Below are 25313 nucleotides of genomic sequence, written 5' to 3' on the forward strand. Positions count from 1 at the left end.
GGTTTATTATGAGTCTCTGCTGTACCGACGTAAGTAAGAAAATAGTGTTTCCACTTTCGGCGCTGACGCTGGCGATATTCTCCAGCACCGCGCTGGCCGATACCTGGACCTGTGAGCAACTGGATAAACTGAATACCCGCTCCGCGCAGGTCGTCAGCCCTCCGTCGACCTGCGAATCGCTCATCGGCGATATTGGCGGCTTTCGCAGCGCGCTGGCCGACCGCGGGTGGGGCGTCCAGTTAAGCTGGAACCCGATGGTGATGTACGATCTGAAAGGCCAGTCCGCTGACCCGCAACAATATGCCGGGCAGAATTTTACCTGGTCGCAAAATATGTCGCTGAACGTCACCTACGATTTAAGCCGAATTGGTTTTAGCAAAGACGCGCAATTTACTTTTTCTCCCCAGTGGGCGACCTCGAATTATCATGATAGCTATCCGGAACTGCATAATATTGCGGTGCTGGCGGTGAACCAGCCCTTATTAAACGGCCAGCTGGAACTGCAGTATGGTTTTTATCCGTTAATTCGTCAGTTTTACGGCATGGTGCTGGGGGGTAACTCCTCCTCAGCCGCGCTGGGGCCGACCAGCGTGATCCCGGTGCAGGTGGGGATCAGCCTCAACGCGCCGACGCCGACCTTCACCGCCATCGTCCGCGACAGCGATAAGAAGTTCTATAACAACTTTGCCGTCAGCCGCAGTATGTCGCCTGCCGGACATCTCGACGACGTGGAGCAGAACCCCTCGGGGCTGAAATGGCACGTCGATGGCGCCAACCCGATCCTGGTGAATGAGTTTGGCTTTAAGCAGGCGGCGGGCGAGTCGCAGCGATCGCTGTGGTTCCGCGCCGGGGCTATCTATAACACCTCGCACTACCAGTATTTTGACCAGCCCGGCGACAGCAGCAGTAACTATGCGTTCTACGTCGCCAACACCATGCAGCTGACCCAGCCGAAAAAAGGGCTTCCGCTGGGGCTGTATCTCGATGTGAAAGCGGACTACGCGCCGGACGATCGCAATGCTTACACCAGCGACTTCCAGGTGACCTTCTTTGACATCGGCCTGTTTCCCGGCCGCGAGCAGGATATGACCTCGCTGGGCTACACCCGCTCCTTTATCAGTAAAAAGTTCCGCGATTATGTCGGCGAGGCGGGGATGGAAGCGCCGCAGAGCATCAACGCCATCTCCCTGTCGCACGCCCTGCGCGTGACGAAAGGTATTTACTGGATCAACGGTATCACCTGGCAGGATAACCCGACGCTGGTGCCGAAGCATGAGTCGGCGGTCCTCTGGCAGTCCTCGATGTACTGGAACTTCTGACACCGATCGCCTCAGGCTTTTAACCCCGCCCGCCGGTACGCTGCCGCCGGGCGGTTTTTTTTTCGTGAATTGGCTGGCGCAGGAATAAAAAATGAGGGCCGGCATGTTGCCGACCCTCTTTGACATCGATCCGGGCTTAGCCCCGGTGGCTGATTTTCCCGTCGGGAGTCAGCACGAAATCGAAGGTTGCCCGGATATCGTCGCTGGCGAAACCCACCGCCAGCTGCCAGGGGCCGCTGGCCAGGCGCCATTCCTGGGCTGGCACCTGCCAGCGCTGCAGCGCGTGACGCGGCAGGGCAAGGGTCAGAGAGGCTTCCTCGTGCGCCGGGACGCTGACCGCCGCAAACTCCGCCAGCGCCGACCAGGCCGTCTCCGGCCCCCGCAGGTAGAGCTGGACCACTGCTTTTCCGGCGCGGGCGGCGCGGTTTTCCAGCCGGCAGCGCAGCTGCAGAGCGTCCACCTCGTCGCCTGTCAGCGCGGCGGCGCTCAGGGTGATATCGGCATACCCCAGACCGTGACCAAAGGCCCAGGCGGCGGGGCGTTCGCGGGCGTTAAACCAGCGATAGCCCACCTGCTGGCGCTCGTGGTACCAGAGGTCCCCTGCGGCGTCCGGCGTCAGACTGCGCACCGGATAGTCGTCCAGACGCTGGGCGAAGGTCACCGGCAGGCGACCGCCAGGCTCACGATCCCCGGCCAGCACCGAGGCCAGCGCCGGGCCAAACTCCTGGCCCGGATACCAGGCGACCATGACCGCCGCCGCGTCGGCGAGACAGCCGGTATCCACCGGATGGGCGACGTTGAGCACCACCACCGTCCGCGGATTCGCCGCGCAGACGGCGCGGATCAGGGCGACCTGATGCGCCGGCAGCGCGGTAGCGTCCCGGTCGATGCTCTCCAGACCGGCATCGGCCGTTTCGCCGATCACCAGCACCACGCTGTCGGCCGCCCGGGCATGGTCGACCGCCTGCTGCAGCAGATCGATGGTTTGCGGGGGCTGGCAGCCGAACCAGATGCCGTGGGCGATACTGCTGCCCAGCGCCATCTCGGCCCGGAAGGTCAGGGTTTCCCCCGCCTGCAGCGGGAAGTCGAGACGGGTATGCGGGGCTTGCATCAGCTTGCCCATGATATCCCCCTCCAGCGCCTCGCCGTTAAAGGTCGCCATGCGCTCGCCGTTCAGCTGCAGGGCGATCTCCCCGGTGCCGCCGATCCAGAAGCCGTAGCGGCCGCTCACCGGCGCGGTGAACTGGCAGCTTACCGTCACGGTGGCGCGTTCGGTCAGGCGCAGCATGTCGCCGACGCCCGGCATATCGCGGAACCAGATCAGCGAGGAGGCGTCGCGCACCTCCTGATGAACCACGCCCCCGTCGGCGGTGGCGTAGGCAACGTCCAGGCCGCGCTCGCCGGCGGCGGTGCGCAGCGGCAGATGATGCAGAGGCGGGATGCGGTAATCGCTCTCCACCCCCTGGGCATAGCTTATTTCGACCCCGGCGGCGGAAAAGCGCTGGCGAATGGCCTCCAGAGGAGAGATCAGCCCCGGCATCAGCGCCACTCTGGCAAAGGTCCCGCCCTGGAAGCAGGGCGTCGTGGCGTTGGGGCCAATCACCGCCAGCCGCTGTCCCGCCTGCGCGGCGAGGGGCAGCAGCCGCTGGCGATTGTGCAGCAGGACAAACCCCGCCGCCGCCGCCTCTTCGAGGGTGTGACGCCGCTGCGCCTCGGCGGCGGCAGAGCCATCCCAGGGCAGGGGATGGCTGACCCGTTCGGCCAGCCGCGCCAGCCGGACGGCGGCATCGTCCAGCCGCCGGGCGTCGCTGTCGGTGTCCATCAGCGCGGGCAGCAGGCGCTCGCCCATATGGCGGGCCGGGCCCGGCATCTCCAGATCCAGCCCGGCGCGGAAGCTGGCCGGGCCGTTCTGGGTGCCGAACCAGTCGGACATCACCAGCCCGTCCCAGCCGAGATCGCGCTTCAGCCACTGGCTGATGGCCTGATGCTGCTCGGCGCAATAGATCCCGTTCACCCGGTTATAGGCGGTCAGCATGCCCCAGACGCCGCGGCTGGCCGCCACTTCGAACGGCCAGAAATAGACTTCGCGCAGGGTGGCTTCATCGACGACCACGTTCATGGTCCGCCGATCGGTTTCCGAATCGTTGCAGACCATATGCTTGACGATGCAGCCTACCCCCTGGCGCTGGACGCCGTCGATCCACGCCGCGCCGAGCTCGGCGATATGCCGCGGGTCTTCGCCGAAAAGCTCAAACGCGCGGCCGGCAAGGGGGCTGCGCAACAGGTTCAGGTTAGGCGCCAGCAGCGCCTGCGTTCCGGTGCGCAGCGCCTCCTCGCCGATGACGCCGCCAACCCGGCTGACCAGCTGGCGGTCCCAGCTGGCGCCAAGCGCCAGCCCGCAGGGGCTGAGCAGGGCAATATCCCGCTCGTCAACCCGGCCGCCGGTGATCCCCATCGGGCCGTCGGACAGGGTGACTGAACCCAGCGTGGAGTGGGGGATAGGGTGGGTGGACCACATCCCCATCCCGGCGGTGAGCCGCGCTTTTTCGGCAACGCTAAGCGACAGACTGAGCGCAGGCATCGGCATGTCTCCGTAAGGGGGCGGCGGGGGCGAAGGCCAGCGCTTGTTCGGCTACGGTGGCCAGCGCGCGCTGGACCGCGTCGTCGGTGCAGCGGCCCTCGCTGTCGAACAGCGACACGCCGGCGGTGTTGAGGGTCACCCCCAGCGGAGTCGGCCAGCCGCGCAGGGCATGAACGATCCCGCGCATGGCGCCGAGGGTAGTGTTGCAACCCTGCCAGCCGGCGGCGGTGACGATGCAGCCCACCGCCCGGCCATCAAGATAGACCCGGCTGTCGCCGCGCAAATCTTCCAGCAGGTCGATGGCGTTCTTCACCAGACCAGACACCCCGCCGTGGTAGCCCGGCGAGGCCAGCAGAATGCCGTCGGCCTGGCGCACGGCGTCGACAAACGCCGTTTCCTGCGGCGTGCGGGTGGTGACTTCCGGGTTAAACGGCGGCAGGGCCGCCAGTTCAGCGCCGCCGAACAGTTGGGTCTGCGCGCCGAGCGTGCGGGCGTGGGCCAGCGCGGCGGCGAGGGCGCGCTCGGTGCTGGAGCCCGGGCGGGTGGTGCCGCCGATGCCGATCAGCAGCGGCGGGCGTGAGAAAGCAGGTTTATTCATAGCAGGATCTCCCGGTCGGATTAGCGAAAGCGCGGCAGGATCTGGTCCGCAAACAACGAGATCGACTGCTGGCTCAGGCGCAGGCGCTCCTCGGTCAGCGGGCCGTTGGTGAAGCCGAGCAGCACGTTGCCGATGCCCAGCTGCTGATGGCGTTCCAGCTCCTCGGCGACGGTCTCCGGGCTGCCGTACAGGCACCAGGTTTTGATCCACTCTTCGCTGAAACAGTCCGGATGGCGGTGCAGCGTAACGCCGCTGAACTCTTCCGCCCGCTTGTTGTACTCATATTCCCGGTCGATGGCCTGCTCGTACCAGCCCATGATCTGCAGCATCTCTTCGCGGGCCTGCTCGTCGGTGGGGGCGATATGGACGCACTGCCAGGTGTGGGTGGTCCACGAGAGGCAGTGGTTCACCACCTCGTCGCTATGGCCGGCGTTGAGCAGGGCATCGCGGTAGCGGGTGAAATAGTGGGTCAGCTGGCCAAACGGATCGTTGCTGGCCGGGATCGGCGGAGTAAACGCGGGAATAAAGGCCGGCCAGCCGTTATCGGCGGCGCGCTGCATGCTGGTTTCACGCAGCGCCACCGGCATAATGCGGTTGAACGGTTTTTGCCAGGGGGCAGGAACGATGCGCTGGACTACCGCGCCCTTATAGTGGCCGGTTTCGAAAATGATCGGATCGTCTTCAATATTTTTCTCCCACAGCCGCTGGACCAGATCGAGGTTCTCCTGCAGCAGGCTGGAGGCGTCCTTGTAGTTCACGCCAAAGCCGATCATCTCTTCCGGCGTGGTGCCGCTGCCGATGCCCACCAGCAGGCGGCCTTCGGTGAGTTGATCCAGCAGGTTAACGCGCTCGGCGAAGCGCACCGGGTGGTGCAGCGGGACGGTGGTCACCGACATGCCGAAGTGGATCTTTTTCAGCTGGCCGGCCAGGTAGGCGGCGAAGACAAACGGATCGCTGGACATCGGCGCATAGCCGGTGAAGTGATGGTCTGGCATAAAGACCGCATCGAAGCCGCGATCTTCGGCCTGGCGCGCATGATCGATCAGCGACTGCATGACAAAACGATCCTGCTCGGGGGCGGTGGAACGGCCGACGAGGAAAACAGAGAAACGCATAGCAACTCCTGGGTTGTGTGGTGGTTGTTATTATTAAATAGAACTAGAATTATGATTCTAGTTGTTTATCAAAGAATGAAAATGACCGCCATCACACTTTTGCCACATCGCCGACGGGGGAGTCGGGTGGGCAATTTGCAGCGTGGTCGCTAACTGCAATACACTGCGGGGGTTTTCTATGGATAAAGAGGTGAGAACTGCGATGACCGATCTTCCCGCGATGCGCCAGCCGAAACAGGACCGGAGCCGGGTGGCGCTGGAGCGGCTGATGGCTGCCAGCCGTGAAATCCTGCATGAAGGCACCTTTGAGCTGCTGACCATTGCTGAAATCAGTAAACGCTCGGGCGTTTCTGTCGGCTCGATCTATGCCCGCTTCGGCGGCAAAGAAGATCTGTTTATCGCCGTCATGATGGAGGTGATGCAGGAGCTGGACGCCGAATGGCAGCAGCTGATCCAGCAGCTGCACGCGCGCAATCTGCCGCTGCGCCAGCGGCTTCCGGCGCTGATGGATGTCCAGGCGGAGTATCTGCGTCGCCATGCCGGGATCCTGCGGCCGTTTATGGCGCGGGCGGATGATGAGCGCGTGGCGGGGATTGGTAAAGCCGCTTACCAGAAAAATGAGCAGACCTTTATCGACCAGCTGCTCGACGCCGCGGCGGAGATCCGCCACCCGGAGCCAGAGCAGGCCGCCCGCTTCTGCTTTACGGTTTCGTATGCCGCGCTGGCGCGCTTCCTCGGCCTGGGGTCGGCGGCAGAAGCCGCCGGCGAGGGCGACTGGGAACAGCTCAAACGCCATCTGGGCATGATGTGTCTGAGCTATCTGGTTACCCCCGTCGAGGCCGGCTAAGCCGCGGGATTTTACTTCGCTAACTGCCAGGCGCTGGCCTGCTTGTGCTGACGCAGGCGCTGGCTATGGCGGGAGAAGGTATAAAGAAATATCGCGGCGGCCAGCACCAGCGCCGCGATGCCGAGCGTCAGGAAGGCGCTCAGCACATCGTTCCCGGCCCGCAGGCGGATCGCGCCGACGATAATCGGGCTGACGAACATGCCCGCGAAGAAGGCCCCGGACCAGGCGCCCATCGCCCGGCCGCAGTAGGCGGGCGGAATCAACGATCCTACCCAGTAAATCATCGCATTAATCGCCATGCCGGCACCCAGCTGCTGGATGGCGGAGCCGATCCCCATGGCGATCAGCGTTCGCGATTCGCCCACCACCAGCATTCCGATCCCCATCAGGCAGAGCATGATGGCGAGCACGCGCTCCGGCGTATAGCGGCGGGAGACCAGACCGAACAGCAGCGAACCGACCGGCACGGCGAGGCTGACCAGCGACATAATCAGGCCGATACGCTGCGGGCTGGCGTTTTGCAGGGTATGAAAGGCGTTGGCGCCGTTGATGGTGTACACGTAATAAATGATGGCGCAGACAAAGGTAAGCACGCTGAGGGCGATCACTCGCGGCCACGGAAACGGATTATGCTGCGCCGCCTGGGCGGCGTGCTGCGGACGGGCCGCCTGAGCGGGTTCGAACATCCAGAAGTACATCGCCAGAAACAGCAGGATGGCGACAAAGTAGATCATAAAGGCGCCGTTCCAGCGCAGGGCGGTCAGATAGCCGGAGCTGGCCAGCACCAGCACCGCCAGCGCCGGGCCAATCACCCCCTGCACCGTCAGCCAGAAGCGGCGCTGTTTGTCGTCAAAGTAATCGATCAGCATGGTGTTAGCGATGGTCAATACCACCGCCTCCGCCAGCCCGACGCCGAGGCGGCTGCAAAAGATGCCGGTCAGGGAGGTGATGTACAGCGGCATTGTGCCGCAGATGCCATACAGCAGCGTGGCGCTGAGCAGCAGTTTGCGGCGGCCAAATTTATCCGCCAGCCAGCCGGTGCAGGGCCCGGCGATGGCGATCACCAGACCGGGCGCGGTGAGCATCAGCGGCACCAGGGTTTCGACATAAGGCACGCCGGCGAAGTGCTGGATCAGCGTCGGGACCGCCGGCGCCAGGGAAACGATCGCCAGGATGGGCAGAAAGGCGGTCAGGGCGATGATGATGCCCTGGATCGCGCCGGCTTGCGGCGCGTGGGGCGGATTCAGACTATGGCTCACGACGTTCTCCTTTTATCGCGCGGGTCGCCTGTCGTTGGCGGCGGCGCGGTTTTTTAGTATGCAGGTCAGGGATACAGGTGGCGGCGGGAATAGCCGCGGATTTAAGAGTAGGAGCAGGAACGGCGCGGGGAAAAATTGTGATTACGTATGTGATCCATCACAAACAAAAATACCATTGGTTTTGTATGGTTTTTTGCCGCAATAAAAAGGCGACCGGTGTCGCCTTTCGCGGGGAGCGGGGCCGCTTGTGCCCCGGTGAGCCAGAGGCGCTACAGCAGCCGCGCCACGATATCGTCAGCGGCGAGGATCGCCAGCGCGACGCTGGTCAGCGTCGGGTTGCAGGCGGTTGAGGTGGGGATCGCGCCGTTGCCGCCGACGTACAGATTGTGAAAACCCCAGACCCGCGAGCGGCGGTCGGCCACGCTGTTGCCGTCGTTCGCTTCTCCCAGGCGACAGGTTCCCTGGTAATGCAGCGAGGTGCCCGCCGGCAGGATCATGGCCTCCCCGCCGGGCGCCACGCGGCCCAGCGCGGCGCCGACGCGTTCAGTCACTGCCACCGCCTGCTGTAAACGGCGGCGATCGCCGTCGGTTAACTGATAGTTCAGCTGCATTTTCGGCAGCCCTACGGCGTCGGTTTCATCACTGAAGACGATCCGATCCTCCTCGCGCAGCTCCTTGGCGAGGAACAGCCCCAGGCCCACCACCGGCTTCGCCGGGGTACCCGACGGCTGGGCAAAGGCGATCGGCGAAGTATCCATCTGCATCAGTTGACCGTGGAACGGAAAATCGGGCTCATGGAACGGCAGCCAGGTGACGCCGGAGACATTGTCCCGTCCGTCGCGCACCGGGGAGGTCGGCGCGACGGCGGCCGGCGGGGCGTCCACTTCAATCAGGGCGATCACCTGCGGCTGATCGTTGAGCCAGCGCCCCAGCGCCCGCGGACGGATGCCCGAGGCGTACAGCAGCTGCGGCGTACGCAGCGCATCGGCGGCGACCACTACCGCTTTGGCCGTCACCACATACTGTTCGCCGGTACGCAGATCGCGCAGCTCCGCCCCGCGGGCGACGCCGTCCTCGCTGAGGATCCGCGTGCACAGGGTGGCGGTGCGGATCTCCACCCCGCGCTGGCGGCGGGTCTCTTCCTCCGCCAGCTCGCCGAGCACCGCGTCGACGCCGGACCAGCGCGGCTTGCCCTCCGGCGTTGCGGCGCAGGCCAGCGGCATAGGCTGCGCCAGCCGCGCCGGCGGACGGTCGCTGGCGAAGTGCTGATTAAGGGCATCGACGATTTGCCGGCCGATGGCGGTGGCCGGAAATCCTTCGCGGGTCACCTGAAGATAATGCTCTGCCGACTCCCAGGCGTCGGCCATCTCCCGGGGATCGAGAAAGGGAATGACTTCGCTGCCGCCCGGTCGCGGACAGGCGCAGGTCCAGTGGACGCCCATGCCGCCGAGGTTAGTGGAGAGCGCGGCGGCCGGCATGCCGCTGTGGGGCGCCGTCGGGTCGAGAAGATGGGTGCCGGGCCGCGCCTGCAGGGCGTCTGCCGGCAGGTTTTCCGGCAGGGCGGCCAGCGGAAACGCCCGGGCGCGGTCGTAGGCCGTTTCCCGCTGCGCTGGCGCCAGGTTGCGGATATTAACCCCGGTGGCGGGCGTCAGCGCTTCGCCGGCTTCCACCACCAGGATCCGCGCGGCGCGGCGGTCGGCAATCCGCCGCGCGAAAGCGGCGCCTACCGGGCCGCTGCCAATAATCAGTACATCGATGTTCTCATCCATATCAGTCCTTGCCTTTGTTGTTCTCCGGGCGCATGCCCGTTGCAGGTGTACAGAAAATAGGTACTACAGCTTTGTGCGTCCTGATAAATGGTTCCTCATGATAGCAGCCATTGCCGGACGCGATAGGTCATGGCTTCCCGGGCGGGGGAAGCACCGAGACGGGCAGCAGGCGGCTGAGGGCGGCAATCGCCAGCAGGATCAGGGCGCCAAGGGTCAGCAGGGTGATAAACGCCCCGCGCCAGGCGTCCGGCGCGGAGGCGCTTTGCGCCAGATAGAAACCGCCAAGGGTCGCCATGCCGAGGGCGGCGCCAAACTGCTGGCCGGTGCGAAATAATCCCGACGCCGCGCCGGCGTGGGCCACCGGGATCGCCGCCATGGCAAAGGCCGGCAGCGGGGCGGAGATAAGCCCCATCCCACAGCCGCACAGGCCGAACCCGAGACCCAGCGCGGTCAGCGGCAGCGTCCCCGGCGCCGCGGCGATCCCGTAGCCCATCAGCAGCAGGCCGCTCATCTGCACGGCCACCCCGACCAGCGTCACGTTACGCCCAAGACGAGGCGATAGCCGGCGGCCGGCGACGGCGATGGAAAACATCGCCCCGAGGGCGAAGGGGATGTGCAGCAGGGCGGTATGGAACGGGCTGAAGCCCAGCCCGCTCTGCAGCACCAGCGCGGTGGCCAGCAGCAGCGAGGCGGTGGTCAGCTGATAGAGCAGGGTGATGACGATCCCGGCGCGAAAGAAGCGGTCGCGCAGCACCGCGGGGGGTAACAACAGCGTGCCGCCCCGGCGTTCACGGCCCAGCAGATGTCGCCAGAGGAGGGCCACCGTGATGAGCGACAGCAGCGGCGGCAGCGCCATCCATAGCGGCCAGCGCAGGGCGGGGCCTTCGATCAGGGTGAGCAGCAGCGCGCCGCCGCCCACCACCGCCAGCAGGGTACCCAGCGGATCGATACCTTTGGCCGCCGGGCTGCGCACCGCCGGCAGCGCCCGCCAGGCCAGTATCACGGCGACGACGATCACCGGCACGTTGATCAAAAAGATCGGCCGCCAGCTGAGGCCGAACAGATTGCTTTCGATGATGATCCCGCCGAGAACCGGGCCGAGGATCCCGGCGGCGCCGCCGAGCAGGCCGAAAATACTCATCACCCGGAAACGTTCGTGCGGGCGATACAGAACCTGCATCAGGGAGAGGATTTGCGGGCCCATCATCGCCCCGCTGGCCCCCTGCGCAATACGCATCGCCACCAGCATCTCCGGGCTGGCGGCCAGCCCGCAGCCGGCCGACGCAGCGCCAAACGCCAGCAGTCCGCTGATAAATAGCCGCCGGTAGCCATACAGATCGCCGAGCCGACCGCCGGTGAGCAGCAGAATGGAGAAAAAGAACAGGTAGCCGGTGACCACCCATTCAATTTGCCGCGGGCTGGCGAGCAGATCCCGCTGTACCACCGGGATGGCGACATTAATGATCGAGACGTCGATGATCTCCAGCACCAGCGCTATCGAAACCACCAGCGTGGCCAGCGTGCGCTGCCGCTCGCTGGTATAGGGAGGCGCCTGAACCGCGGCCGCCGAAGCGTTATTGAGCATGATGTACCTTCAGATTTGGTTAAAAACTTGTTAAATGATGTTGACAATTTATAGCAACCAGAGATTAGAATTAGAGCACTCATTCTGGTTATGCCGCGTCAGATCCTGCTGTTGACCGCGAAGCCAGAAGGGAAGGCGTCACACTGCCGCTCCGAAACAGAATAAGAATTCTTATTCTAATTTTGTTTGTTTTGATCTGGCAAGTAGAGAAGGGGGTCGGATGTATTTGTCCGCATGTATTGAATGGCTGTTTCGTGAAGAGTATCCCGATTTCAGCGATCGGGTCCGGGCGGCGAAAGCGCAGGGATTCAGCCACGTTGAGTTTCATCTCTGGCGTGATAAACCGCTGGCGGCGCTGGCGCAGGCGCTGGAGGAGACCGGCGTGAGGCTGTCGAGCTTCGTGGTGGAGCCCCGGCGCAGCCTGGTGGATCCGGCGGAGCATGAGCAGTTTCTGGCGGCAGTGAGCGACAGCCTGGCGGCCTCGCGCCAGCTGGGGTCGCCGCCGCTGGTGGTGGCCTCCGGCTTCAGCCGCGAAGGGGTGGCGATCGCCGAACAGCAGGCGCAGGCGATCCATATCCTGCGCCAGGCGGCGACGCTGGCGGAAGCCGCCGGGGTCACTCTGCTGCTGGAGCCGCTCAACACCCGCATCGATCATCCGGGGATGTTCTTAAACGACACCCGGCTGGCGCTGGACATTATCGAGGCGGTCGACAGCCCGCGGCTGCAGCTGCTGTTTGACGTCTATCACTCGCTGGTGATGGAAGAGGAGATGGAGGAGGTGCTCGGCGGCAGAATGCACCGGGTGGGACACGTGCAGATAGCGCAGGCGCCGGAACGTAACGAACCGGATCCGCGCAGCGGCGAGTGGCCAGAAGTGATCGCCCGGCTGCAACGCCTGGGCTACAACGGGGCCATTGGCCTGGAGTATAAACCGTCGCTGCCCGCAGCGGCCTCGGTGGCCCGCGCCCGCGAAGCGACCGGCTTATCCTGTTAACCAACTTACCTGGTACTTTTATGACTCAGAAAATAAAACGCGGCGTCAGTCTGTACAGCTTTCAGAATGAGACCTATCTCGGCAAGATGTCCCTCGATCAGGCGATCGGTCACTGCGCGGCGTTCGGCGCCCGCGGCATTGAAGTCGTCGGCGAACAGACCTTCGCCGGCTGGCCGGAGTGCGGCATGCCGGAGGCGGCGATCGCCGACTGGCGCCGTCTGATGCAGCGCCATGACACGGTGCCGGTGTGCCATGACTTTATGCTCGACTATAAACGCTATAAAGACCGGCCGATGCCGTTTGACGAGCAGGTGCGCAGCGTGCAAAACGACATCGATTTTGCCGCCCGGCTGGGCATGCGCTTTATCCGCTCTCTGGTTTCCGTGGCGCCGGAGGTGCTGGTGGCGGCGGCGCCTTATGCGGAAGACAAAGGGATCACCATTCTGCTGGAGGTGCACGCCCCGCTGCATTTCGACCATCCGTGGATTATTCGCCATGCCGAAGCCTATGAAAAAGCCAACACCCGGGCGCTGGGCTTCCTGCCGGATATGGGGATGTTTTTAGCCCGCTTCCCGCGGGTGTGGAAAGAGCGCTTTATTCGTAACGGTTGCCCGCAGGCGGCGGCGGATTTTATCGAGAAAGCCTATGAGGAGCGGACGCTCAGCGAATACGTGATCCTGGATGTGATGCAAAAATGGGGGCCGGGCCCGCAGCTGGCGATGGCGGAAACGCTGCGCCACAACGCGGCGTTCGAGCCGAAGCGGATGCTCGATTTTATGCCGCGGATCCACAACATTCATGCCAAATTCTATGAGATGACCGACGAGATAAGCGAGTGGTCAATTCCCTACGATGAGATCTTCCGCGTGCTGCAGAAGGGCGGCTATGAGGGGTATGTGTGCTCCGAGTATGAAGGCAACCGCTGGGTGGAAGATGCGCAGGAGGTGGACAGCCTGGAGCAGGTCCGCCGCCAGCAGCTGATGTTCTGTCGCCTGTTAGATGAAACCCCACCCCCGGCGCTGCTGGGTCAGTAAGGAGCATTATCATGTTTGATCAGCATATTATCTGCCGCGAAGGTTTCGGCAACGTCACCCGCGACGGGGAAGTTATCGGCGTGCGCTTTTTGGCCCGTCTGCCTTACTACCGCGGTCTGGGTTTGTCGATGGTGGAAGATATCGCCGTGACCCTCAACGGCGAAGCCATCCCGCGGCAGGCGATCCGCCTGGCGCTGCGCGGCCGGGAGTGGACGCTCGACGAGCTGGAGAGCGTTTACGACGACCGGTGGAACTTCGGTGAAAAGGCGACCATCACGGTGCTCAAACCCGGCGGCCTGCCGGCCGGCTGGCATCGCCTGAAGGTGGCCGAGAGGCTGCGGATCTCCTATCTGCCGTTTGTGCCGGTGACCACCTTTGAAACCGAGCTGGAGTTAACGGCGTAACCTCCCGCAGGATCCGCTGCCGTTATGGCAGCGGATTTCTATACCACGGGGCAGCCACCGGGGAGCGCTGAGGAGATTGCCGTCCAGTCAAACCGCTTCGGAAGAGCGCGGTTTCTCAGCCCGCCTGTGCAGACGAAATAGGAAAATTTACTTCGCAGGCTAACCGCAGATTGCTTCAAAAAAATTCCCGTATTTGTTATATTGTTGTTCATTGATTACTCACCTCTGCGGTGCCAAAAAGAACAAGATTCACCGCAACCCAGGACAATACCATGTTAGATTACCGCTTCCCGACAGCTTTGCAGATGGTTCTCAGCGTAGCAATGGCGGAGCAGATGGGTGAACGTTCGACGAGTGCGATTCTGGCCTACGGCCTGGAAGCCAACCCGAGCTTTATCCGCAAATTAATGGTTCCGCTCACCCGTGACGGCATCATTGTCTCCACGCTTGGCCGCAACGGCTCTATTCATCTTGGCCGCCCGGCGGACAAAATCACTCTGCGTGATATCTATCTTTCCGTTATCGAAGATAAAAAACTGTGGGCGTCGCGCCCTGACGTCCCGGCCCGCTGCGTGGTCAGCGCCAACGCCTGCTGGTACTTCAAATCGGTCGCTGACGAAGCGGAGCAGGCTTCGCTAAACGTCCTCGCTCGCCATACCGTGGCCAGCGCGCTGGAGGCGCTTAAAAACGCCGATACCAGCGGCTGCGACCCGGTACCGGAAATGATCGCCCGCTTTAAAAAAGCGCATTAATCCTGGCCCTGACGAAAAAAAACCGCCTTCAGCTTGAAGACGGTTTTTTGTTATTTGCCGCAGGCTAGGCGGGCAGATCCTCCTCGACCGGCTTACTGCGGGTCACCAGTTTCCGTAGCGTCACGTAAAACACCGGCGTCAGGAACAGACCGAACAGCGTCACCCCCAGCATCCCGGAGAACACCGTGATCCCGGTGACGCCGCGGACTTCCGCCCCTGCGCCGTGGCCGAGGATCAGCGGAATGGTCCCGGCGATAAAGGCGATGGAGGTCATGACAATCGGGCGCAGTCGCAGGCGGCACGCCTCCAGCGCGGCTTCCATGATGCCTTTGCCCTGAATCTCCAGCTCGCGGGCAAACTCGACGATCAGAATGGCGTTTTTACAGGCCAGGCCCATCAGGACCACCAGCCCCACCTGCACGAAGACGTTGTTATCGCCTCCGGTCAGCCAGACGCCAAACAGCGCGGAGAGCATCGTCATCGGCACGATAAGGATCACCGCCAGCGGCAGGGTCCAGCTTTCATACAGCGCCGCCAGCACGAGGAACGCCAGCAGCACCGCCACCGGGAAGACGATCAGCGCCGTATTGCCTTGGGTGGCCTGCTGGAAGCTCAGATCCGTCCATTCAATATTCATTCCATTCGGCAGCACCTGTTTAGCCATGGCATCCAGCAGCGTCATCGCCTGCGAGGAGGAGAGGACGCGCGGATCGGCATCGCCAATCAGGTCCGCTGCCGGATAACCGTTGTAGCGGATCACTGGATCCGGCCCGTAGGTGGTACTGATATTCACCATACTGCCGATCGGCACCATTTCGCCCTGATTATTGCGGGTGCGCAGATTGGCGATATCTTCCACGCTCTCGCGGTACGGCCCGTCAGCCTGGGCCATCACGCGCCAGGTACGCCCGAACTGGTTAAAGTCATTGACATAAGACGAGCCGAGATAGGTCTGCAGCGTGCCGAACAGATCGGTCAGCGATACCCCCTGCGCTTTCGCCTTATCGCGATCGACCTGGACATCCAGCTGCGGCACGTTAGCCTGGTAGGTCGAGATCGGGAAGTGCATCCCCGGCGTCTGCATAATCGTCCCGGACATGGCATTCACCGCGCTTTGCAGCGCGCCATAGCCCAGCCCGCCGCGATCCTGGATGTACAGGGAGTAGCCGGAGCCCTGACCCAATCCTAAAATCGGCGGCGGCAGGATGGAGAAGCCAAATCCCTGCTGGATTTGCGCAATTTTGGCGTTGATCTCCGCGTTGATTTCCGCCGCCGAGTGTTTGCGCTGGTCGAACGGTTTCAGGCCAAAAAAGACCGTCCCGGTATTCGGCGTGTTGGTGAACTGCAGTGCGTTAAGACCGGGGAAGGCGACCGCATAATCGACCCCTTCGGTATTCATCCCGATCTCGCTCATTTTGCGGATCACCGCATCGGTGCGCGCCAGCGACGAACCTTCCGGCATCTTCACGCCGCCAATCAGGTACAGCTTGTCCTGGGTGGGAATAAATCCGCCGGGGACGACTTTAAACATCACCCCTGCGGCGCAGAGCAGCAGCAGGTACACCACAAACACCGCGCCACGGCGGCCGAGGGTTTTGCTCACCAGCCCCTGATAGCCGTTCGAGCTGCGCAGGAAAAAGCGGTTAAACGGACGGAAAATCCAGCCGAACAGACGATCGATCAGCCGGGTAGGGAGGTCTTTTTTCGCGCCGTGCGGCTTTAACAGCAGGGCCGCCAGCGCCGGGGAGAGCGTCAGCGAGTTGATGGCCGAGATCACCGTGGAGATGGCGATGGTCACCGCAAACTGCTTGTAGAACTGACCGGTCACGCCCGAGAGAAACGCCATCGGCACGAACACCGCGCACAGCACCAGCGCAATAGCGATAATCGGCCCGGAGACCTCTCGCATCGCCTGATGCGCCGCGGCAAGCGGCGCAAGCCCCTCTTCGATATTGCGCTCGACGTTTTCCACCACCACGATGGCGTCATCCACCACGATACCAATCGCCAGTACCAGCCCGAACAGGCTCAGGGTATTCAGCGAGAAGCCCAGCAGATAGAGTATGCTGAAGGTACCGACCACCGATACCGGCACCGCGATCAGCGGGATAATCGACGCGCGCCAGGTCTGCAGGAACAGGATCACCACCAGCACCACCAGCACCACCGCCTCCAGCAGCGTCTGCACCACCGCGCGGATGGAGTCGCGCACGAACACCGTCGGGTCGTACGGCGCCGCCCACTTCATATCTTCCGGGAAGCGGGTGGCCAGCTCGGCCATTTTGGCGCGCACGGCGTTCGACAAATCGATGGCGTTAGCCCCCGGGGACTGGAAGATACCGATCCCGACCGCGTCCTTGTTGTTGAGCTGGGAGCGCAGCGCATAGCTACCGGAACCCATCTCGATGCGCGCCACGTCGCGCAGGCGGACCAGCGAGCCGTCCTGCGCTGTTTTCAGAATGATATTGCCAAACTCTTCTTCGGTATGCAGACGGCCCTGGGCGTTAATCGAGATCAGGAAGTCGCTCTCCTGCGGCAGCGGCTCGGCGCCAAGCTGTCCGGCGGAGACCTGGACGTTTTGCTCCTGCATTGCCGTGACCACGTCCGAGGCGGTCAGCCCGCGCGCCGCCACCTTATTGGGATCCAACCAGACGCGCATCGCATATTCGCCGGAACCAAATATCTGGATTTGGCCGACGCCGGGCAGACGCGCCAGCTCATCCTTCACCTTCAGCGTGGCGTAGTTGCGCATATACAGCGAGTCGTACTTACCGTTTGGCGAAAACAGATGCACCACCAGGGTCAGCGTCGGGGACTGTTTCTGGGTGGTGATCCCCAGACGGCGCACATCCTCCGGCAGACGCGCCTCCGCCTGCGCGACCCGGTTCTGCACCTGAACCTGCGCCTGATCCGGGTCGGTACCCGGGCGGAAGGTTACGGTGGTCACCAGCACGCCGTCGGAGCCGGCGACCGATTTCATGTACATCATGTTTTCAACGCCGTTGATCGCTTCCTCCAGCGGCGTCGCCACGGTCTCGGCAATCACTTTCGGGTTGGCGCCGGGATACTCCGCGCGCACCTGCACGCTGGGGGGCACGACGTCAGGATATTCGCTCACCGGCAGCAGCGGGATGGCGATTAACCCGGTGATAAAAATTAAAATCGACAGCACCGCGGCGAAAATTGGCCTGTCGATAAAAAAGCGGGAAAAGTCCATGTCTTGGATTCTCTGATTAGGGATCAGTTGAGGGCGGCGCTGGGGGTCATGGCAACGGTTTTGGCGTTAACCGGCATACCCGGCATAAACACTTTTTGTAAGCCGTCGACGATGACGCTATCCCCAGGCTTCAGACCCTGCTTCACGACGCGTAAACCGTCGGCCAGCCGCCCCGGCGTGATATCACGTCGCTGCGCTTTGCCATCTTTATCAACGATATAGACATATTTACGATCCTGATCGGTGAGCACCGCTTTGTCGTCGATAAGCGTAGCCTGGAACGCCGCGCTGCCCGGCAGACGCACGCGGGCAAACAGACCCGGCGTGAACAGCCGCTGCGAGTTATCCAGCAGGGCGCGCATGCGGATGGTGCCGGTGCTCGGCGTTAACTGATTATCGAGAAAATCCACTTTGCCCTGATGGGGGTAGCCCTCCTCGCCAACCAGGCCAATCTCCACCGGGAGCGCCTGATTATCGCTGGACGCGCCTTGCCCGCGGCGGGCGAGATTTTGGTAGTGAAGGTAGGTTGACTCGTCGACGTCAAAGTAGACGTACACCGTCTTCTGCGAGACCAGGGTGGTGAGCACGCTGGCGGTGTCGCCCGCCGTGACCAGGTTGCCGCTGGTGATCAGCGCGCGGCTGGCGCGGCCGTCGATAGGGGCGGTCACTTTGGTGAAGTCGAGGTTAAGCTGCGCGGCATCCACCGCCGCCTGCGCGGCGCGAATATCGGCCTGCGCCTGTACCGCGGCTGACCGGCGCTGCTCCCACTCTTCACGGGAGACGAGGTTGGTATGAACTAATTTATCGGTGCGGTTCGCCTCGCTTTGCGCCAGGCTGGCCTGCGTTTTGGCTCTCGCCAGCGTCGCCTGCGCCTGCTCCAGCGCGGCGCGATAGGTTCTGTCGTCTATCGTGAACAGCACCTGGCCCTTTTTCACCTCCTGGCCGTCGGTATAATTCACTTTATCAATATATCCCGAGACGCGGGGGCGGAGCTGAACGCTCTCCACCGCTTCAATGCGACCGTTGAAACTATCCCACTGACTGATCGACTTCACCAACACCTTAGCGGCGCTAACGGCAGGCGCGGGCGGCGCGGCGTTTTGCGCGACGCTGTCGTCGCAGCCGACGAGCAGAAAGGAGAGCATCATCGCGCCGAGCGCGGTCAGGTGAATGTTTCCCCAGTTTTTTTGCAGGCTCATTATTTTTATTCCAGTCATTGTAGCCGCCGGGCAAGACGCAGCCTGAGAGGCTGCGCCACTTCCTTTGTCCGGGCTGGCTTAAGGCCATTTGTGTCGATCATCGCCACAAAATTGTAACAATTTCGAATACACTATCGCGGCGATTGTAGGAAGGCGCTTAACTAAGTGCAAGAATAATTGTTGCACTTTATGTGCGATCCTCACCGGAGAAAAAAGGCGCGATCCTGGCAGGGTTTTAAATGCAACAATAAAACTTGCATTTTGTGTAAAACCAGGCCACCTTTTAATGCAACTGCTAAAGATGCTTTTAACCGGCCGCGAGGGGGAAATATGATGAACACTGGCGCCATCATTCAGGATCTGATCGACTGGATCGACAACCATCTTGATAGCCGTCTGGATATTGATACCGTTGCCCGGCGAGCCGGCTATTCGAAGTGGCACCTGCAGCGGATCTTCAAAGAACATACCGGGCACCCCCTCGGGGAGTATATCCGGGCGCAAAAGCTGCAAAAATCGGTCGAACGCTTAGCCCACAGCAACGAGCCGATCCTCAACGTGGCGATCGCCCTCGGCTTTGACTCCCAGCAGTCCTTCAACCGCAGCTTCAAGCGCCAGTTTGGCCAGGCGCCCGGCGTCTGGCGCCGGAGTATCAGCCGCTCTGCCGCGCAGACATCTCGTCAGTGATGCTCATGACCAGGGAGGGTCAGTCCTTACCCGGTCCATGATCGAATTTGCTGCCTTTGCCGATGGCATAGAACTGCCCGCCTGCGACATAGTGAACGGTGCGCAGCTCGTCCGGCGCATCATCAAAGATCCAGTGTCCGTTGCGGAATACCCGGTCATCGCTCCAGGCGGCGACGATGTCGCCCATAAACAGATTGTGCTGTTGCTGGATGTCCGGGTAAGGCATCACTTTGCACACCAGCCAGCCCGCGCAGCCGGCGACAAGGGGGAGATCGAACCCCGGCTGATAAAAGAAGGGGATAGTGTCATTTTTATCCGGCGCGTCGGCATAGCTGCGCCCGCCAGCGTAGAGGACGGTTGCCATCTGGCTGACTACGGGGATCTGCACGACGAAATAGCCGCTCTTTTCCACCAGCTGACGAGTGAAGGCCTGGGGGCCGATATAGGCCACCACTTTTCGCTCGCCTGCCAGCCCAACCCAGGCGGCTGACATGACATTTTCGACGCCATCATATTTTGCGGAAATCATGGTGGTGGACCCGACCTGCAATAAACGATACGCCTTACGTAATTCGACAGGCTGAACGGACATTATTTTTCCTTTATGCGTGTTATTTAACGTGTTGATTATCTGGATATTTATTGAGGGCATGGTCATTTTTGGCCCCTCACGCGATATCCACAGCGCAACGATACGCCAGGCGATTAAGCGCAAAAAGATGCGTAAATTGTTTTCATTATTCATAATCAACGAATAATCATGCCGCCTGTCGGTAGGCTGCTCGCTACAGGGGAGAAAGAAGGTGGATCGTATCCAGGCTATGCAGATGTTTATGCGCGTCGCGGAGGCAGGGAGCTTCGTGCGTGCCGCGGAAACCCTTTCCCTGCCGGCCTCCACTGTCACCAGTACCATTAAAAACCTTGAGAAATACCTGAAGGTGCGACTGCTGAACCGGACCACAAGGCGGGTGAGCCTGACTCCGGAAGGGATGCAGTATCTGGCGCAGTGCCGGGAAATTCTCGCCCTCATCGAACATAGCGAATCCAGCCTGAGCGAGTCTGTCGCGCGGCCTCAGGGGCGCCTGCGGGTTGATATGCCCGCGGGCATCGCGCATTTCATCGTCATGCCCCATCTGCAAGACTTTTACCGACGTTACCCTGATATCTACCTGATGATCGGGGTCAGCGATCGGCAGGTCGATCTCATTCAGGAAGGCGTCGACTGCGTGATACGCACGGGAGAGCTGAACAACTCCAGCCTGGTGGCCCGGCCTCTGGGCCGCTTTCGCTGGGTCACCTGCGGGTCACCGGACTATCTCAGGGAATATGGCGTGCCGCCATCACCGGAGGCGCTCTCTCAGCATCGGGCCGTGCATTATTTCTCCGGCCAGGCGAGGCGGGCCGATGAGTTCCGCTTCCTTCGCCACGGCGAGACTTTTTCTGTACCCGTCAGCGGCACCGCCGCGGTGAATGAAACGGGGCTTTATATAAAAATGTGCCTGGCAGGATTTGGGCTGGCGCAGCTGGCGGAGAATATCGTGGCTGACCACCTGCGGGAGGGGAGGCTGGTGGAAGTGCTGGCGGACTGGCAGCCGCCCCCGGTACCCGTCACGTTGCTCTATCCGCACCAGCGCTTTCTCTCTCCCGCCGTGCGGGCGTTTGCTGAGTGGATGAGCGAGATGGTTTGAGGGGATTATCGTTTCGGGAGCCCCTCATGGGAGCGCAGGGCTCCTGCAGAAATATCTGGTCTGCCGATCAATCACTCGATATCCTGTAATGCTTTGTCTTTTTTGTGAACAGGAAAAAGTATGTTTAATACGCTCCCCGATTTACACAGAAGTTTTGCAGAGCAACTGAAGCTTAAATTACAGTCTGACCCGCGGATCCACGCCCTTCTCGCCGGCGGATCGTTTATCCATGGCGGGTTTGATCAATACTCCGATCTGGATTTCGTGGTGGTGGTCGACCCTCTCTATTATGACGAAATCATGGCTCAGCGTATGGCGTTCGCCGGAACCCTCGGCCATCTGCTACATGCTTTCACCGGGGAACACGTCGGCGAGCCTCGCCTGCTGATCTGTCTGTTTGGCCCGCAACTTCTGCATGTCGATCTCAAATTTATCACCCTAGACATGCTCACTCAGCGCGTTGAGGAGCCTGCCGTGCTATTTACCCGTGATAGCGATGCTCTCAAGCGCCAGCTGGCAAAATTTAGCGCTTACTGGCCGAACATGACGCCGGAGTGGTTTGAGTCCCGAGCCTGGATCTGGCTGCATTATGCCGGGGTTAAACTGGGCAGGGGCGAACTCTTCGAAGCGCTGGGGATGCTGTCCTTCTTCCGCGAACAAGTGCTGGGACCGATGCTGTTCCGTCGCGCCAATCTACCGCAACGCGGGGTTCGCCGAATAGAAGCCCTCGGCATTGATCCCGATGGCCTGCTGACTTCCACTCTGGCAACGCACGATCGTCACTCTGTCGGGATTGCCATCCGAAGGGCTGCCGACGCTTATGTCAATCTGCGGGCTGATGCGCTGCCTGACAATATTGCAGACGATGCGGCGCGGTGGGCGGTCTTTGCCATGCTGGACGCCTATTCTGACAAGGAGTAAATCTATCCCTCCGGCCGCTGACGCGGCCGGAGTATGAAAGGGTTGCGCGAGATGTTATGGGTGGTTTTATCCTGAGAGGGGGGCCGGGTAACCGGTAACGCTAAAACTTCCCCTGGCCCGGTTTGTTCCGCACCGCCAGACGATTAGAGTTTATCCAGTTCACGCACGGTACGTTCATTGACGATATTACCCGTATTCAGGGTCGATTTTGGCTCCAGTAAAACGACGCAGCACTCTTCGGTTAACGCTTCAGGACAATGCTCAGTTCCTTTCGGCACAATAATAAACTCACCGGCATCAAGAATGATATCGCCTGTTCTTAAGCCCATTCGCAAGCGGCCGCTGATCACAAGAAAAAGCTCGTCCTCCTGTTCATGATGATGCCAGTCAAATTTTCCGGATAATTTAGCCAGTTTGACATATTCGTTATTCATTTCGCCGACAATTTTCGGGCTCCAGTAATCGCTGAACAGAGCAAAACTGTCTTTTAAATTAACTTTACGCATTCATTTTCTCCGTCACACATATTTAATGCGGGTGGGTTGATTTCATCATAAAAAAAGAGCAGGCATTGGGCCGCACGGCGCACAGCCGGGTTAGGCGATATTGAGCGCTAATATAAAGACGCCAGGACCATCAGGAAAGTGACCGTATTATGGCCAGATTCCCGGCTATTACGCCTGCTTTGCTTTGTGGGGAAATACAGCGCAAGCAGGCCGGTTCTGCTGTTCGAAATAACAATACAGTTAACCCTCAAACTGAACAACGGGTTTCCCGATGACGGGGGAAGATATTTATCAGTTCGCAATCAATCGACTGAATTTAATTAATTTTATTTTTAAAATAATTTTCCCTCAGGCAATCAGCGGACCGTTTTTGTTTCTTTAAGTGAACAGATGCCCGAAACTCTGGCGCCATATCTCAGGTCTCCAGGTCCGATAATGGCGCGGCGGAGTTAACCGGGCTCGAGGTGAGTCATCACCACCGTCGCGCTAACCGCCGTTTCCGTTGCGCTGTACGTGTGCGCAATCTCCGCAGAGAAGGCATAAAAATCCCCGGGCTCCAGGGTGATGACTTCATACTGGCTCAAGCGCAGGCGCAGAGTTCCGCTGTGTACCAGAATATGTTCATGCGCCCCCTCTGAATGTCCGGGGCTGTGGATGGTGACCCGCGGTTCCATTTGCAGCAACCATATCTCGGAGGTATTGCCGGGGCCGATGCGGAATTTCATCATTTGCGAATAATCGCCCGGCACAGGGCGATATTTTTCAAAGCGGGGATACATCCTGCTGCCGCTTAGCAAATCGCCGACCGGTAAACGTAACGCGGTGGCGATAGCGTCCAGCGTATCAACTCGGGGACTGGAAGATCCTGATTCCAGCTTGGATAACGCTCCCTTTGAAACCCCTGACAATTTAGACAGATCGTTTAACGAAATCCCCCGGGACTGCCGTAGTCGTCTTATTTTACTGCCGATATTTAATGACAACGCAGCTGGTTTATCGCGTTCAGAATCTGCCATTATTGCCTCCCTCCCCGAGTGAGTCCTTCTCATCCGAATAAACGCCCCGCCCAGTCGAGATAGCGGTAGGGACATAACACTGCTGTCGCTGGCCTGATATGTCATCGCTGCATCAACAGTCAGTGATTCTTCACGCGCCCGCCATGCCTGAATACCACGTTTATCCTTTCAAATGAACCATTTTGGTGTTTACCGGTTTGATGGGCTGTCTGGGTAACGGGAGATATTGCACATTGAATCTGTTCGTTGCGTTCGGATATTGCCGGGCTGTTTTAAGCGAAAAATGGACGATTCTGGAGTAACGGATTGTTTATTGATGTAAGCAGGGGCCGTTATTTTCCCCACTTCTACAGTGGGGGTTTGAGGATCTGTATCAGGAAATGATGCCGGTGTTGCCATATCTAGTAATGCACCAGCCCGCCATCTACCGCGTACTGACTGCCGGTGACATAGGATGCATCATCAGAAAGCAGGAAAAGTGCGACAGCAGATGCTTCTTCCGCGGTTCCTGCCCGGCCGAGGGGGACCTGGCTGACAACAAAATCCTCAAACTGCTGACGCGACTCTTCCGGCATGAAATGTCTAAAGTTCGTTTCGATCGGACCCGGTACCAGTGTATTGGCGCGAATCCCCCGCACAGCCAGCGCAGAGGCCCAGCTTTTAACCATTGCGACAACTGCGCCTTTCGTTGCTGCATAGAGGCTGGTCATTGCCGCACCTTCATATACAGATGAAGATGAGGTGACAAGAACAGACGCGCCTGAATTGAGGGATCCAGAAAGAGCGGCAAGCTGCAGCATCGGGCCGCGGACGTTAGCATTCATCATGCGGTTAAAAGCATCCGCTGTCACCGATTCCGGAGCACCAACTTCTGCGAAGCCAGCATTAAGCCATAGTCCGTCGAGTGAACCCCAGCCGCTTATCGCTGCCTGAAGAACGCTTATATCTGCTTCGCTGGCTGCATCGTTCTTCAGAATGAGAGATGATTCAGGCAGTAGACTACGGGCGCGCTTCAGCCTTTCATCATTGAGGCCCGTAATGGCAACATTGCCGCCCTCACTAACAATGCGCAGTGCGCCTGCAAATCCCATACCGCTGGTACCGCCAGTGATAAGGATGCGTTTACCTTGAAATCTGCCCATGATTCGCCTTTCTTTGTCTTTAGAACCAGCACGTACCTGACGAAGATAACCATCAGTCGCATCTGTTACATCACGCCATGGTGACATTATGGCTGCAGCGTTGGCATTTGGCACCAAGCGGGGTGGGGGCCAATGCTGATGGTGGCCCTTTTTTTCAGCGCCGGGGGAGTGTATTTGAAGAACCAGATCTTTCTGCCGAATGGCTTAATCAACAACGCCAGCCCGTCGCCATCGCGTAGTTGCTACTCGGTATTAGTTTGGTATTTCAATTGGTTAGGTATCTTTTTGCACCATGGTTTTTTACGATATGGCATCGTGGTGCAAAACAAGCATAGATGATGCTCGAGATTTATACAGAGAATATGACCGCACAGGTAACAATAAAACCCGCAGGGCTTGCGCCGTGCGGGCTCTTAGGACTTCATCGGATGACTCTGGTAATCACCGATGGAGAATTTTGGGCTGGCGGAGTCTGAATAAACCTCGTAAGCATTTAAATTTAAATAATTTTAATGTGTTCAACTTTCATTTGTGTACCTAAACGTGTACCAATTATGGAATGTCATAGCATTCTTACCTATCTAAAGTTGTCGATTGTTCTTCCTCCTGATGATTTTTCTGTATCTACAAAGGCTAGAGAAAAATTTTTTTGCATTTAACTGTTCATACTGTTCACCTCC

The 25313-nt window shown here is 60.3% G+C and carries 21 protein-coding genes and 1 pseudogene; 9 read left to right on the forward strand and 13 right to left on the reverse strand.

Annotated elements, in window-relative coordinates:
• Positions 1-8 precede the first annotated feature (8 nt).
• Positions 9-1319: a carbohydrate porin gene (locus tag ACLH1U_RS21970; protein ID WP_043521376.1), complete on the forward strand. Its 1311-nt coding sequence runs from the start codon at positions 9-11 to the stop codon at positions 1317-1319.
• A gap of 136 nt (positions 1320-1455) precedes the next feature.
• On the opposite strand, the gene ACLH1U_RS21975 is transcribed toward ACLH1U_RS21970, so the two are convergent.
• The 3 genes from ACLH1U_RS21975 to ACLH1U_RS21985 are packed head-to-tail and all read right to left on the reverse strand — an operon-like array spanning position 1456 to position 5613.
• Positions 1456-3900: a beta-glucosidase family protein gene (locus ACLH1U_RS21975; RefSeq protein ID WP_121936635.1), complete on the reverse strand. Its 2445-nt coding sequence runs from the start codon at positions 3898-3900 to the stop codon at positions 1456-1458.
• Entirely contained in the window at positions 3875-4498 is a 624-nt protein-coding gene (locus ACLH1U_RS21980) for an NADPH-dependent FMN reductase (protein WP_048298064.1), read from the reverse strand. Before ACLH1U_RS21980 ends, ACLH1U_RS21975 begins: the two co-directional genes overlap by 26 nt.
• Positions 4499-4518: 20 nt before the next feature.
• Positions 4519-5613 carry an LLM class flavin-dependent oxidoreductase gene (locus ACLH1U_RS21985; RefSeq protein WP_411299463.1) on the reverse strand — a complete coding sequence of 365 codons (1095 nt, stop codon included), beginning with the start codon at positions 5611-5613 and terminating at the stop codon, positions 4519-4521.
• Positions 5614-5815: 202 nt separating this feature from the next.
• Between ACLH1U_RS21985 and ACLH1U_RS21990 the strand changes: the two genes are divergently transcribed.
• Complete coding sequence (locus tag ACLH1U_RS21990) at positions 5816-6460, forward strand: TetR/AcrR family transcriptional regulator (RefSeq protein WP_012967405.1); 645 nt, start codon at positions 5816-5818, stop codon at positions 6458-6460.
• A gap of 11 nt (positions 6461-6471) precedes the next feature.
• On the opposite strand, the gene ACLH1U_RS21995 is transcribed toward ACLH1U_RS21990, so the two are convergent.
• The 3 genes from ACLH1U_RS21995 to ACLH1U_RS22005 all read right to left on the reverse strand — a co-directional run bounded on the left by ACLH1U_RS21995 (position 6472) and on the right by ACLH1U_RS22005 (position 11073).
• The gene (locus tag ACLH1U_RS21995; RefSeq protein ID WP_023290709.1) at positions 6472-7719 is read right to left on the reverse strand and encodes an MFS transporter; all 1248 of its coding nucleotides are present in this window, start codon (positions 7717-7719) and stop codon (positions 6472-6474) included.
• 269 nt (positions 7720-7988) lie between these two features.
• Positions 7989-9488, reverse strand: a complete 1500-nt coding sequence (locus ACLH1U_RS22000; RefSeq protein WP_044524424.1) for a GMC oxidoreductase — start codon at positions 9486-9488, stop codon at positions 7989-7991.
• 127 nt (positions 9489-9615) lie between these two features.
• Positions 9616-11073, reverse strand: coding sequence for an MFS transporter (locus tag ACLH1U_RS22005; RefSeq protein WP_044524423.1), 1458 nt, complete (start codon positions 11071-11073; stop codon positions 9616-9618).
• A gap of 220 nt (positions 11074-11293) precedes the next feature.
• Between ACLH1U_RS22005 and ACLH1U_RS22010 the strand changes: the two genes are divergently transcribed.
• The 4 genes from ACLH1U_RS22010 to ACLH1U_RS22025 all read left to right on the forward strand — a co-directional run bounded on the left by ACLH1U_RS22010 (position 11294) and on the right by ACLH1U_RS22025 (position 14257).
• The gene (locus ACLH1U_RS22010; protein ID WP_050533618.1) at positions 11294-12067 is read left to right on the forward strand and encodes a TIM barrel protein; all 774 of its coding nucleotides are present in this window, start codon (positions 11294-11296) and stop codon (positions 12065-12067) included.
• A 20-nt stretch (positions 12068-12087) separates the two neighbouring features.
• Complete coding sequence (locus ACLH1U_RS22015; protein ID WP_049013851.1) at positions 12088-13101, forward strand: sugar phosphate isomerase/epimerase family protein; 1014 nt, start codon at positions 12088-12090, stop codon at positions 13099-13101.
• Positions 13102-13112: 11 nt separating this feature from the next.
• Positions 13113-13505 carry a DUF6379 domain-containing protein gene (locus ACLH1U_RS22020; RefSeq protein WP_023290704.1) on the forward strand — a complete coding sequence of 131 codons (393 nt, stop codon included), beginning with the start codon at positions 13113-13115 and terminating at the stop codon, positions 13503-13505.
• A 272-nt stretch (positions 13506-13777) separates the two neighbouring features.
• On the forward strand, positions 13778-14257 hold the full coding sequence (locus ACLH1U_RS22025) for an RrF2 family transcriptional regulator (protein ID WP_023290703.1): 480 nt from the start codon (positions 13778-13780) through the stop codon (positions 14255-14257).
• A gap of 64 nt (positions 14258-14321) precedes the next feature.
• Here the strand turns inward: ACLH1U_RS22025 and oqxB are convergent, their stop codons facing one another.
• Both oqxB and oqxA read right to left on the reverse strand, forming a co-directional pair.
• Positions 14322-17474, reverse strand: coding sequence for a multidrug efflux RND transporter permease subunit OqxB (oqxB, locus tag ACLH1U_RS22030; protein WP_102007154.1), 3153 nt, complete (start codon positions 17472-17474; stop codon positions 14322-14324).
• Positions 17475-17497: 23 nt separating this feature from the next.
• Positions 17498-18673 carry a multidrug efflux RND transporter periplasmic adaptor subunit OqxA gene (oqxA, locus tag ACLH1U_RS22035; protein ID WP_023290702.1) on the reverse strand — a complete coding sequence of 392 codons (1176 nt, stop codon included), beginning with the start codon at positions 18671-18673 and terminating at the stop codon, positions 17498-17500.
• Positions 18674-19006: 333 nt separating this feature from the next.
• On the opposite strand from oqxA, the gene ACLH1U_RS22040 reads away from it, so the two are divergent.
• Positions 19007-19360, forward strand: a complete 354-nt coding sequence (locus ACLH1U_RS22040; RefSeq protein ID WP_032429203.1) for a helix-turn-helix domain-containing protein — start codon at positions 19007-19009, stop codon at positions 19358-19360.
• A 19-nt stretch (positions 19361-19379) separates the two neighbouring features.
• Here ACLH1U_RS22040 and ACLH1U_RS22045 read toward each other — a convergent pair whose 3' ends face one another.
• Positions 19380-19952, reverse strand: a complete 573-nt coding sequence (locus ACLH1U_RS22045; protein ID WP_044524415.1) for a flavin reductase family protein — start codon at positions 19950-19952, stop codon at positions 19380-19382.
• Positions 19953-20163: 211 nt separating this feature from the next.
• Between ACLH1U_RS22045 and ACLH1U_RS22050 the strand changes: the two genes are divergently transcribed.
• Both ACLH1U_RS22050 and ACLH1U_RS22055 read left to right on the forward strand, forming a co-directional pair.
• Complete coding sequence (locus tag ACLH1U_RS22050; RefSeq protein ID WP_110212164.1) at positions 20164-21048, forward strand: LysR family transcriptional regulator; 885 nt, start codon at positions 20164-20166, stop codon at positions 21046-21048.
• Between the two features lie 120 nt (positions 21049-21168).
• The gene (locus ACLH1U_RS22055; RefSeq protein WP_072413481.1) at positions 21169-21969 is read left to right on the forward strand and encodes a hypothetical protein; all 801 of its coding nucleotides are present in this window, start codon (positions 21169-21171) and stop codon (positions 21967-21969) included.
• Positions 21970-22112: 143 nt separating this feature from the next.
• Here ACLH1U_RS22055 and ACLH1U_RS22060 read toward each other — a convergent pair whose 3' ends face one another.
• From ACLH1U_RS22060 to ACLH1U_RS22075, 4 genes and pseudogenes are all read right to left on the reverse strand, one after another.
• Positions 22113-22475 (reverse strand): cupin domain-containing protein, encoded by a 363-nt coding sequence (locus ACLH1U_RS22060; protein ID WP_060591865.1) that lies wholly within the window; start codon positions 22473-22475, stop codon positions 22113-22115.
• Positions 22476-22924: 449 nt separating this feature from the next.
• A complete protein-coding gene (locus tag ACLH1U_RS22065; protein ID WP_048298702.1) occupies positions 22925-23491 on the reverse strand; it encodes a helix-turn-helix domain-containing protein in 567 nt (188 codons plus the stop codon).
• Between the two features lie 401 nt (positions 23492-23892).
• Positions 23893-24633 (reverse strand): SDR family oxidoreductase, encoded by a 741-nt coding sequence (locus ACLH1U_RS22070; RefSeq protein ID WP_048335038.1) that lies wholly within the window; start codon positions 24631-24633, stop codon positions 23893-23895.
• An 86-nt stretch (positions 24634-24719) separates the two neighbouring features.
• Positions 24720-24860 (reverse strand): annotated as a pseudogene (locus ACLH1U_RS22075) (integrase arm-type DNA-binding domain-containing protein); the annotation flags it as partial.
• Between the last annotated feature and the right edge of the window lie 453 nt (positions 24861-25313).

Source organism: Klebsiella sp. 1SOBk5mer (assembly GCF_046603115.1).
Lineage (GTDB): Bacteria > Pseudomonadota > Gammaproteobacteria > Enterobacterales > Enterobacteriaceae > Klebsiella > Klebsiella quasipneumoniae.

Coding starts and splice junctions, on each gene's coding strand:
- ACLH1U_RS21970 (WP_043521376.1), top strand. CDS start 9: ATGAGTCTCTGCTGTACCGACGTAAGTAAGAAAATAGTGTTTCCACTT.
- ACLH1U_RS21975 (WP_121936635.1), bottom strand. CDS start 3,900: ATGCCTGCGCTCAGTCTGTCGCTTAGCGTTGCCGAAAAAGCGCGGCTC.
- ACLH1U_RS21980 (WP_048298064.1), bottom strand. CDS start 4,498: ATGAATAAACCTGCTTTCTCACGCCCGCCGCTGCTGATCGGCATCGGC.
- ACLH1U_RS21985 (WP_411299463.1), bottom strand. CDS start 5,613: ATGCGTTTCTCTGTTTTCCTCGTCGGCCGTTCCACCGCCCCCGAGCAG.
- ACLH1U_RS21990 (WP_012967405.1), top strand. CDS start 5,816: ATGACCGATCTTCCCGCGATGCGCCAGCCGAAACAGGACCGGAGCCGG.
- ACLH1U_RS22000 (WP_044524424.1), bottom strand. CDS start 9,488: ATGGATGAGAACATCGATGTACTGATTATTGGCAGCGGCCCGGTAGGC.
- ACLH1U_RS22005 (WP_044524423.1), bottom strand. CDS start 11,073: ATGCTCAATAACGCTTCGGCGGCCGCGGTTCAGGCGCCTCCCTATACC.
- ACLH1U_RS22010 (WP_050533618.1), top strand. CDS start 11,294: ATGTATTTGTCCGCATGTATTGAATGGCTGTTTCGTGAAGAGTATCCC.
- ACLH1U_RS22015 (WP_049013851.1), top strand. CDS start 12,088: ATGACTCAGAAAATAAAACGCGGCGTCAGTCTGTACAGCTTTCAGAAT.
- ACLH1U_RS22020 (WP_023290704.1), top strand. CDS start 13,113: ATGTTTGATCAGCATATTATCTGCCGCGAAGGTTTCGGCAACGTCACC.
- ACLH1U_RS22025 (WP_023290703.1), top strand. CDS start 13,778: ATGTTAGATTACCGCTTCCCGACAGCTTTGCAGATGGTTCTCAGCGTA.
- oqxB (WP_102007154.1), bottom strand. CDS start 17,474: ATGGACTTTTCCCGCTTTTTTATCGACAGGCCAATTTTCGCCGCGGTG.
- oqxA (WP_023290702.1), bottom strand. CDS start 18,673: ATGAGCCTGCAAAAAAACTGGGGAAACATTCACCTGACCGCGCTCGGC.
- ACLH1U_RS22040 (WP_032429203.1), top strand. CDS start 19,007: ATGAACACTGGCGCCATCATTCAGGATCTGATCGACTGGATCGACAAC.
- ACLH1U_RS22045 (WP_044524415.1), bottom strand. CDS start 19,952: ATGTCCGTTCAGCCTGTCGAATTACGTAAGGCGTATCGTTTATTGCAG.
- ACLH1U_RS22055 (WP_072413481.1), top strand. CDS start 21,169: ATGTTTAATACGCTCCCCGATTTACACAGAAGTTTTGCAGAGCAACTG.
- ACLH1U_RS22060 (WP_060591865.1), bottom strand. CDS start 22,475: ATGCGTAAAGTTAATTTAAAAGACAGTTTTGCTCTGTTCAGCGATTAC.
- ACLH1U_RS22065 (WP_048298702.1), bottom strand. CDS start 23,491: ATGGCAGATTCTGAACGCGATAAACCAGCTGCGTTGTCATTAAATATC.
- ACLH1U_RS22070 (WP_048335038.1), bottom strand. CDS start 24,633: ATGGGCAGATTTCAAGGTAAACGCATCCTTATCACTGGCGGTACCAGC.